Annotated in this window: 11 protein-coding genes and 1 pseudogene; 8 read left to right on the top strand and 4 right to left on the bottom strand. The window is 65.5% G+C overall.

The window, feature by feature from the left end; genetic code table 11:
- Positions 1-150: 150 nt before the first annotated feature.
- Complete coding sequence (locus ABF821_RS18850; RefSeq protein WP_415531188.1) at positions 151-1,068, bottom strand: hypothetical protein; 918 nt, start codon at positions 1,066-1,068, stop codon at positions 151-153.
- 1,091 nt (positions 1,069-2,159) lie between these two features.
- Between ABF821_RS18850 and ABF821_RS18845 the strand changes: the two are divergent.
- From ABF821_RS18845 to ABF821_RS18825, 5 genes and pseudogenes are all read left to right on the top strand, one after another.
- A pseudogene (locus tag ABF821_RS18845) lies at positions 2,160-2,405 on the top strand (nicotinate-nucleotide--dimethylbenzimidazole phosphoribosyltransferase); the annotation flags it as partial.
- Positions 2,406-2,461: 56 nt separating this feature from the next.
- A complete protein-coding gene (locus tag ABF821_RS18840; protein ID WP_246402858.1) occupies positions 2,462-2,647 on the top strand; it encodes a hypothetical protein in 186 nt (61 codons plus the stop codon).
- A 3-nt stretch (positions 2,648-2,650) separates the two neighbouring features.
- Complete coding sequence (locus ABF821_RS18835; RefSeq protein ID WP_415531187.1) at positions 2,651-2,899, top strand: hypothetical protein; 249 nt, start codon at positions 2,651-2,653, stop codon at positions 2,897-2,899.
- Between the two features lie 523 nt (positions 2,900-3,422).
- A complete protein-coding gene (locus ABF821_RS18830; RefSeq protein WP_182975652.1) occupies positions 3,423-3,572 on the top strand; it encodes a hypothetical protein in 150 nt (49 codons plus the stop codon).
- Positions 3,573-3,708: 136 nt separating this feature from the next.
- Positions 3,709-4,041, top strand: coding sequence for a DMT family transporter (locus ABF821_RS18825; protein WP_415531186.1), 333 nt, complete (start codon positions 3,709-3,711; stop codon positions 4,039-4,041).
- Positions 4,042-4,067: 26 nt separating this feature from the next.
- Here ABF821_RS18825 and ABF821_RS18820 read toward each other — a convergent pair whose 3' ends face one another.
- Both ABF821_RS18820 and ABF821_RS18815 read right to left on the bottom strand, forming a co-directional pair.
- Complete coding sequence (locus tag ABF821_RS18820; RefSeq protein ID WP_182975654.1) at positions 4,068-4,490, bottom strand: CHRD domain-containing protein; 423 nt, start codon at positions 4,488-4,490, stop codon at positions 4,068-4,070.
- Positions 4,491-4,589: 99 nt separating this feature from the next.
- Positions 4,590-4,724, bottom strand: coding sequence for a hypothetical protein (locus ABF821_RS18815; protein WP_255318174.1), 135 nt, complete (start codon positions 4,722-4,724; stop codon positions 4,590-4,592).
- A gap of 317 nt (positions 4,725-5,041) precedes the next feature.
- Here ABF821_RS18815 and ABF821_RS18810 point away from each other — a divergent pair, with 317 nt between their 5' ends.
- Positions 5,042-5,269, top strand: a complete 228-nt coding sequence (locus ABF821_RS18810) for a hypothetical protein (RefSeq protein WP_415531185.1) — start codon at positions 5,042-5,044, stop codon at positions 5,267-5,269.
- A 60-nt stretch (positions 5,270-5,329) separates the two neighbouring features.
- Here the strand turns inward: ABF821_RS18810 and ABF821_RS18805 are convergent, their stop codons facing one another.
- Complete coding sequence (locus tag ABF821_RS18805) at positions 5,330-6,241, bottom strand: lysophospholipid acyltransferase family protein (protein ID WP_246402859.1); 912 nt, start codon at positions 6,239-6,241, stop codon at positions 5,330-5,332.
- Positions 6,242-6,580: 339 nt separating this feature from the next.
- Here ABF821_RS18805 and ABF821_RS18800 point away from each other — a divergent pair, with 339 nt between their 5' ends.
- Together ABF821_RS18800 and ABF821_RS18795 are read left to right on the top strand one after the other, a co-directional pair.
- Positions 6,581-6,733 (top strand): hypothetical protein, encoded by a 153-nt coding sequence (locus tag ABF821_RS18800; RefSeq protein WP_182975657.1) that lies wholly within the window; start codon positions 6,581-6,583, stop codon positions 6,731-6,733.
- A gap of 257 nt (positions 6,734-6,990) precedes the next feature.
- Positions 6,991-7,401 (top strand): hypothetical protein, encoded by a 411-nt coding sequence (locus tag ABF821_RS18795; protein ID WP_182975658.1) that lies wholly within the window; start codon positions 6,991-6,993, stop codon positions 7,399-7,401.
- Positions 7,402-7,456 lie beyond the last annotated feature (55 nt).

Genomic DNA, 7,456 nt, shown 5'->3' with positions numbered 1-7,456 from the left:
CCGCCCGCCCCCCGCCTTGACCCCCCCGGGGGTTTTTTTGGCCCCCCCACTTGCACACCCCAAAAAAAACGGGGCGCCCCCGCCCCTTGACGTGTCGCCCCCTTTCCGCACGAAGCACCTGCGCCTACGGCGCGTGGCGCCAGGCGTAGATTACTGACCGCGCGCCGCAGCCAGACGCGCCAGACGCACCTGCTTGCGCGCCTCGCGCGCTTCACGCCATGCATCGACCGCCGTGCGATCACCCTTCGTCATACGACGACCGGCTCCACGCTGCGGCGTCGGCGCGGCCTTGGCAGCAACCGCCTTCTTGGCCGGCACGGGCGCCTTGGCACCCTTGGCCGGAACTTTCGCGGCCTTCGCAACGGTCTTCGCGGCAGGCTTCGCCGCTGCCTTCACCGCGACCTTCGCCGTCGGCTTGGCCACTTCCTTCGGCGCGGCCTTGCGGCCGGCGGCAGCCTTGGCCTTCGCGGCCGGAGCCTTCACTTCCGGCGCCGGTGCCGCCTTGACCGACTTCGCCGGGGCTTTACGGGTTTTTACCGAAACCGGCTCGGCCTCCACGACCGCTGCGGCCCGTGCCTTCGCACCCCGCTTGGGAGCCTCGACCGGTGCGGCGACCACGGCGGCAGCCTTGCCACGGGCAGGCACCTTGGCCGGGGCCACCGGCGCCGCCACGATCGCGGCCTTGCGCGTGGTGGCGGGCTTGGCAGCCGCCTTCTTGGCGGGTTTACGGGGCGATGTCACCGCTTCTTCCGCAACGGGGCCAACCTTCAGCGTCGTACGCGGCGTGCCACGGCGACGTGCGGGCGCAGGCACCACGGGTGCCTCGACCGGCTCGGCCGCCACCTTGGCCGCCTTGGCAACACGCGTGCGACGCGCCGGCTTTTCCTCGACCTTGGCCGCGACGGGCGCCGGCGCGACAGGAGCCGTTTCAATCTTGGTCGCGGCGGCCTTGGCCTTCCCGCGCCCACGCTTCGCCGGCGCCGGCTCGGGTGCTGCGGGCGTCGTCACCACAGTCTCGACATCCTTGCGGGACGCCCGGCGACGGGTGGCTTTCGTTTCATCACTCATTACAGGTGTAACCTTTCGTTGTCTTAACGACCGACAGTCCGAAGACCGCGCGCCATGCCGGCATGATCGGAAACCGGAATTCTGAAAGACCGTTTTCATTCGCCGCCATCACCGATGGCCTGCCTGGATGGTCGAAAAAATATCTTTCTTCTTTGGCATCATCTCGGCGTTGCGGCGGCCGCTGTCAAGTCAAAGCATGAACCATGTCTCATTTTTTCTTGCATACCCGCGGATGCCATCGCGTCATCCCAAAACACAGCCCCGCATGAATTATCATTTTCTATTATTATTTATTAGATTTTCCAAAAGATACAAAAGTTCACGCTTCTTCCAGAATCCGCGTCGCGGCTGTCGATCCGACACGCCACGACGCAAGGGAAGAGCAACCGGAACCCCGCGCCGCAGCCGTCGGGAATGGCGGAGACGAGAAATCGGCCGTGCTGTCAGCCGATTTCCCGGCGCCCTCCGGCCGACCGGTCTGGCTCGATGGCGGTTTGATTTCGAAAGTCTTCGAACGAACGGGCATGAGTATCATCGCGGGATCTCGACCCCGGAAGCAACGCCCTCGCGTCCTCCGCACGGAGGACGCGCTCCCCGCCGATGATCGCAACGGGATGGCATGCATCGGCACACGCCCAGCCATGCGCTCATCAGATACAGAACGTCACGCCGCTCATCCCGGTGCATCTCAAGCAGCAATCGCCGCATTTCACGATCATCCGGCCTTCGCCGACACCAGCCATGGGTTGGTTGAGCCATCGGTCTCTGATGCGATATCGCGTTCCGCAAGCATAAGATTGATCGATCGCCTGGACAGGCAATCCACCGGCGCCGATGCCGACCCGGCGGCCTCCAACGCGGCCATGGGGTCGAAGGTTCTTCCAGCATGTACCCACCGGTGACGCGATTGTCGCGAAGCCGGACGATTCGTCCTTGCATTTCGCCATCCCAGGCATGGGTGGTGACAATATAGATCCGGATAGATCCGGGGGCGCAGTGACCCGACATACCGTCTTTCCCGATCGCCCGCCTCCCGGCGTCAGCATGTGGTCGGTCACCGTTCCCCGCGCTGCCCCCCTGCCTATCTCCTGATGTCCTGCAACCGGAGGCGTAACGCCACACAAAGCCCGCCATGCGCGTCCATCCGCGCGCCACCATGTTTTTTCAAGCTTTACGAACCTGCACCTCCCGACGACCCAGCCAGGCAGACCATCGCCACGCGCGCAGCCACATCGACGAAACCAGGCGCCAGCCTCAGCCGCCTGAAGGATCTCACCGCATGGCCGGGCGCATGCCAGGGTCGCACGGCGCCGATGCTGGAGCATGTGCGGATCGTAATCTTCGCCGGTAATCACGAGGCCGTTCGCCATGGGGTTTCACCGTGGGCGGCCAGATGGTCGGCAATTTCGTCGCCGGAGGCGCCGCGATCAACCAACTCGCCGAAGATCTCACGAGCGGTTATACAATGGTCAACGTGCAGACCGACCTGCTGTGCGTGAGCGAGGTGAGAATCGGCAACACCACATCCGCCGCCGTCTTGGCGGCGGCACTGTTCTGCGGCACCGACCCGAATGCGTAGGGCGTGGCGCATACGGTCCTGATCGTCGATCTCGCCCAGGCCCGTCATGCCGCCTGCCAAAACGATCCGCTGACGGCGGCCATGCTGGATGCGGTGCTGGCGATGCGGCATCGCCGCATCCCGGTTCTGCTCGATGATTTCGTATGCAGCGCCACCGCGACGCCGCGTGGGCGACTGCACGCTACGGAACCCGCTCCACACCTGCCTTTCCCACTGTTCGGCCAACACCGTGCATCACGCGCCGGCTCGTGACATGGGCATGGACCCGCTGCCGGATCTGGGGCCGCACCCGAGCGAAGACCCCAGCAACGCACTCACCGTGCCGCCGGTGTGGGCGTCAGCGGGCGCACATGAACTTGTCAGACGGAGGCCGGGCCGCGATGGCCGTCCAGTCCGCGGTCATGACGCCGGTTCGGCGGGACGGGCTGGCCGCCACGCCGCCCCGCATGTTGCGTCACGGCTGGGACTGCGCTGCTGATCGGCCGTCTGGCACGGCAGCAGATCGGTGGCCTGACGGGCGACGTGCTCGGCGCCCCCGTCAGCGTCGAATGCTGCGGTCCTGAGCCTGGTTGAGCATCGCCGCGCCGCCGGGCTGACGGGGCGCCCCATCACATACGCATGATTGCCGCCGCCCCGGCTTGTTCAGCGCCCCGGCCATACCAGATGCCTGTGAGGAGCCTGATACATGCCGACAGCACCCCGGCATGTATTTCCCGGCAGACTCCCGGGCGCATGCGATCCGCACGCCGTCATCCGGATGGAAGGAACACAGGTCATGGACAACAAACGTCTGGCCGGAATTCCCGGCGACGACAGAGTGATGAACAAAGGCAGGCAGATCCTCGGCGGCGTCATCGTCGTGGCCGTGCTGGTCGCCGCGATCCTGGCCAGCATTCTGGTATCCCCGACGATCATCAACCCCTGAAGCCATCGACACGCGGCAACGCGCGCGGGCGGGGGCATGAAGAGCCTCGGTGAACCTTCCCAAGCAGGTTCCGGTTAAGGCATGATCCGCCGGACCGGAACCCGCCGGAAGCCCCCAATCGAGGACCATGCAGGACGTGACGGCCTATCTCCATCTCGCCATGGCCATCATCGCCGAGGTCTTCGCTACATCGTGCCTGAAATACACGGACCAGTTCACCCGACCGGTGCCGACGCTGCTGACCTTCGGCGGCTATGGGATCGCCTTTTTCTTCCTGTCGCTGACTCTGCGCGTGCTGCCGACGGGCATTGCCTACGCCATCTGGTCGGGCGCTGGCATCGTCCTGATTTCCGCCATCAACTGGATCTGGCTGAAACAGCGCCTCGATGCCCCGGCCGTGGCCGGCATGGCGCTGATCGTGCTGGGGGTTGCCGTCATCAACCTGTTCTCCCGCCGCGCCGGCCATTGACCGGCGCTGCGGGAGCGGGAGCGGGATCAGTGAACCTGCAACTGGGCGCGCGCCTCGCCATCCGGCCGGGCGGCGGTATGCAGATTGACGTAGATCTTACCCGCCCGCAGCATGTTGACCTGTTCGGGCGTGAGGATCACCGCGCCGCTTAACGGGCTGGTATAAGGCCCCTTGATCGGTGCCAGCACGCCGGCATCGTGTTCCGCATCGGCCGGACCATGAAAATGGGCGGCCATGACAGCACCACTCAATCCGCGCCATTCGATACGATAGGTCAGCAGATTGCGTTTTTCATTCAATCTGCCGGTCACGGTCCCTGTCGGATGCTCGTTCGCACCGGCGACCGGGACGAACTCGCCCGTCACCTGAACAGTACGTGCCTCAGCCGGCGCAAGGGCCGCGACCGGTGCTGCCATCAGCAGGCCGGCGAACAGCAGGGAACGACGCATGACCTCTATCTCCATTGAAAAAGACCGGCAGAACACGAACCCGTCGGACGCGGCGACGCCGCGCCCGCAGGCATCATGCCGACACCATCATGGCGACTGTCAGATATCCAGACCGGCCGACCGGTTCAGCGCCGAGAGGTCCGGATCGACCCGCGTATCGACGAATCGCGCGACCTGAATGCCACAGGCAATGAGCAGACCCGACGCCAGGCTCATCATTCCCAGATAGACCATTATGCCCTCCTGATGAAAACCAATCCGATCGTGTCTGTAATGACCACCACCTGTGCTCGAATCATGGCAAGAGACAGGCTTTTTTGAGCAGCGGTCACTCTCCGTCCGGCCAGAACCCGGCTCCCCTGTGCTTCTATACGCAGGCGAACAGATATTCCTGTTAACTTAATAAGACGCGGACTGAACACCGCGCCAACGCTCGAAGATAGCCCAAGGTTGCGCCGCCACGCAGCAACCCCTTCCATTCACGGGAGGACTGGACAGCGTCGCGACTCCACCACACATCATAGGCTTGGCAATCCGAGGAAACCGCAGCCATGTCCCGCTTCGCCGACAATGAGGACCGCCCGACCGACGCCGATGCGGGAAAGCACGAACAGGCACGCCGCCTGGCCGAAGCCGCGCTGAAGGCCGAGGAGGAAGGCGATCAGGCCCGCGCCGACGAACTGTTCGCCGAGGCCGACCGCACCGATCCGCAAGCCGTGGAAAATGTCTTGATGGAATGGCCCGACCACCCCCGCGCGCAACGTCACGCGCGCCACTGACGGGGCCTCGACGCCCGGCCTGCCCCGTTTGGCCTGCCCCGTTTCGACGGGACAGGCTTCCTACGAAGCCTGCGGGTCCACGTCCTCGGCATTGCGGCGCAACTGTGCCGCCCCTTCCGCCACAGCCTTCCACGCGGCCTGGGCCAGCGCCTTGCGGCTGGGGAAAGCATCGGGGTCGAGCGGCGGATGCAGGATCACGCTGGCGCGCATCGAACGCCATTGCAGGAGCTGCCAGACATGCGGCGCAAGATCCATGTCGCCATACCAGGAAAAGACCGGCCGGCGATGGCGATTGACGTTCAGCCCGTCCAACCGGTCATAGACCAGTGAAACCGGCTGGATCAGCGGTGCCATGCCGGGCGCGTAGGTCAGCATCGGCGGGTCGGCCTCGGCCCCCTTGCGCATGGGCGGCATCTTGGCGATCGCGAAGAAGGCCGACATGAAGGGCAGCACACGCATGCCGTCCGACGACGTGCCTTCAGGGAACAGCACCAGATTGTCGCCCTCGATCAGACGGCTGACCATTTCGTCGCGCTCGCGCCCGGTGGTGCTGCGCTGACGGCTGACGAAGATCGTCCGCCCGATGCGCGAGACGGTACCCATGACCGGCCAGGCGCCGATATCGCCCTTGGCCACGAACACCGACGGCAGCACGGTACCCAGCACCGGCACATCCAGCCATGAACAATGGTTGGACACATAGATCACCGGCCGTTCGCCGCGCGCCCGCGCCCTGGCACCGCCCACGGTGCCGGCTCGGGTGCCTGACACACGGATCGTCAGCGACAGCAGCCGGCACAGCACGCCCCAGATCACGCGGGTCCAGCGGATCTTCGCCGTGCCCGGCACCAGCAGCAGCAGCGCCTCGAACGACACCGACGAGGGCACCCAGCAGATGATGGCGAACAGGCGCACGGCCGCGCGCAGGCGCGCCCACAGGCGGCTACCCGACGGAACGGGCGGGCTTTCCATGTCGGCGGAGGACAGATCGGGTCGGGCCGAGCCCCGGGTCGGCCCAGGCCGGCGCGCGCTCATGGACCAACGGCCCGGTGGAGAACAGGGCAATACCGGCTACGGCAAGGAACGAACTTCATGAACCGATCATAACCCGGTTGGAACGCTGCATCAAAAGCCCCGCCTGGGGCCGCCTGACAGCGGTCATGCATCACCAATCGGCCGTCGTGTCAATGAAGGCCGGTCCCCGCGCGAAACATCACATGGCCGACAGGTGGGCGAACAACCCCGGCGATCCGACGTTGAGGTTCCGGTGCGTGCGCCAATCGGGGCACACGCCGATAATGGAGGGTCATCATGTCGAGCGACACGAAACCGACACCGCCAAAACCCGACGACAAGAAGCCGGACCACACGGCCGAGCAGGACGACGCCAACCTGGACGAGGAACTGAAGGACAGCTTCCCGGCCAGCGACCCGCCCTCATCCGGCCACGTAACCGCGCCTTGACAGGCAGGGGGAATCTCCACAGCCAGGGGGCAAGCAAGGGTACGGGCTGGCGGAGATGATGCGCTCCGCGCCCATCGCCTGCCGGACATCCCCAGTTCGTGATCTCCGCCCCCCCTGCGCCGGGTCCGCGTCGATTCCCATGTAGGAGGCCGGGTCACCGCCTCCCCTCCCGCTTGCCGTCATTTTGCAAAGCCGGCGGTCCACCCGTCCCGGATGAAAAGATGGGCACAAGGGAGTGGGCACAAGGGAGATTATCCATGACGACAGCACATTCAGGCGCCCCCGGCTCCGAGCCAGAGGCGGCCTCCGCCATCCCATGCAGGTCACTGGAAATCGCGGCCTGCCTGGACGAGCTTCTCGCCAGCGGCGCGCCGCGCACCGGGTACGACACCCTGTTGCATCGGGCGGCCGATGTCGGCCTGTACGACGTGGTGCGGGCCTGGAGCCTGTCCGACACCCCGGCGACAGTCGATAAAATGACGGCCCGCCTCCTGCTCCCCGCCGAGATGCTGGCCGCTCTTACCCAAGAGACGGCGTGGAGCGATGACGAGGCCCTGACGGCCCTGACGACCGAACTTCCGCTCGCCGTGCGGCGGTACAGTACGAAACAGCGTTTCAACCGCTTCGGTCACACCGGCTGCCACGGCGAAGACCCGGTGCGGCGCTAACCCGGATATCTCACACGAGTAGGTGCATCGGGCTCTGAAAACGGCGAAAGTTCTT

The organism is Gluconacetobacter sp. (genome assembly GCF_047721585.1).
Taxonomy (GTDB): domain Bacteria; phylum Pseudomonadota; class Alphaproteobacteria; order Acetobacterales; family Acetobacteraceae; genus Gluconacetobacter; species Gluconacetobacter dulcium.
This window is presented reverse-complemented; position numbering and strand designations above follow the sequence as displayed.

Coding starts and splice junctions, on each gene's coding strand:
- ABF821_RS18850 (WP_415531188.1), bottom strand. CDS start 1,068: ATGAGTGATGAAACGAAAGCCACCCGTCGCCGGGCGTCCCGCAAGGAT.
- ABF821_RS18840 (WP_246402858.1), top strand. CDS start 2,462: ATGGTCGGCAATTTCGTCGCCGGAGGCGCCGCGATCAACCAACTCGCC.
- ABF821_RS18830 (WP_182975652.1), top strand. CDS start 3,423: ATGGACAACAAACGTCTGGCCGGAATTCCCGGCGACGACAGAGTGATG.
- ABF821_RS18820 (WP_182975654.1), bottom strand. CDS start 4,490: ATGCGTCGTTCCCTGCTGTTCGCCGGCCTGCTGATGGCAGCACCGGTC.
- ABF821_RS18815 (WP_255318174.1), bottom strand. CDS start 4,724: ATGGTCTATCTGGGAATGATGAGCCTGGCGTCGGGTCTGCTCATTGCC.
- ABF821_RS18810 (WP_415531185.1), top strand. CDS start 5,042: ATGTCCCGCTTCGCCGACAATGAGGACCGCCCGACCGACGCCGATGCG.
- ABF821_RS18805 (WP_246402859.1), bottom strand. CDS start 6,241: ATGGAAAGCCCGCCCGTTCCGTCGGGTAGCCGCCTGTGGGCGCGCCTG.
- ABF821_RS18800 (WP_182975657.1), top strand. CDS start 6,581: ATGTCGAGCGACACGAAACCGACACCGCCAAAACCCGACGACAAGAAG.
- ABF821_RS18795 (WP_182975658.1), top strand. CDS start 6,991: ATGACGACAGCACATTCAGGCGCCCCCGGCTCCGAGCCAGAGGCGGCC.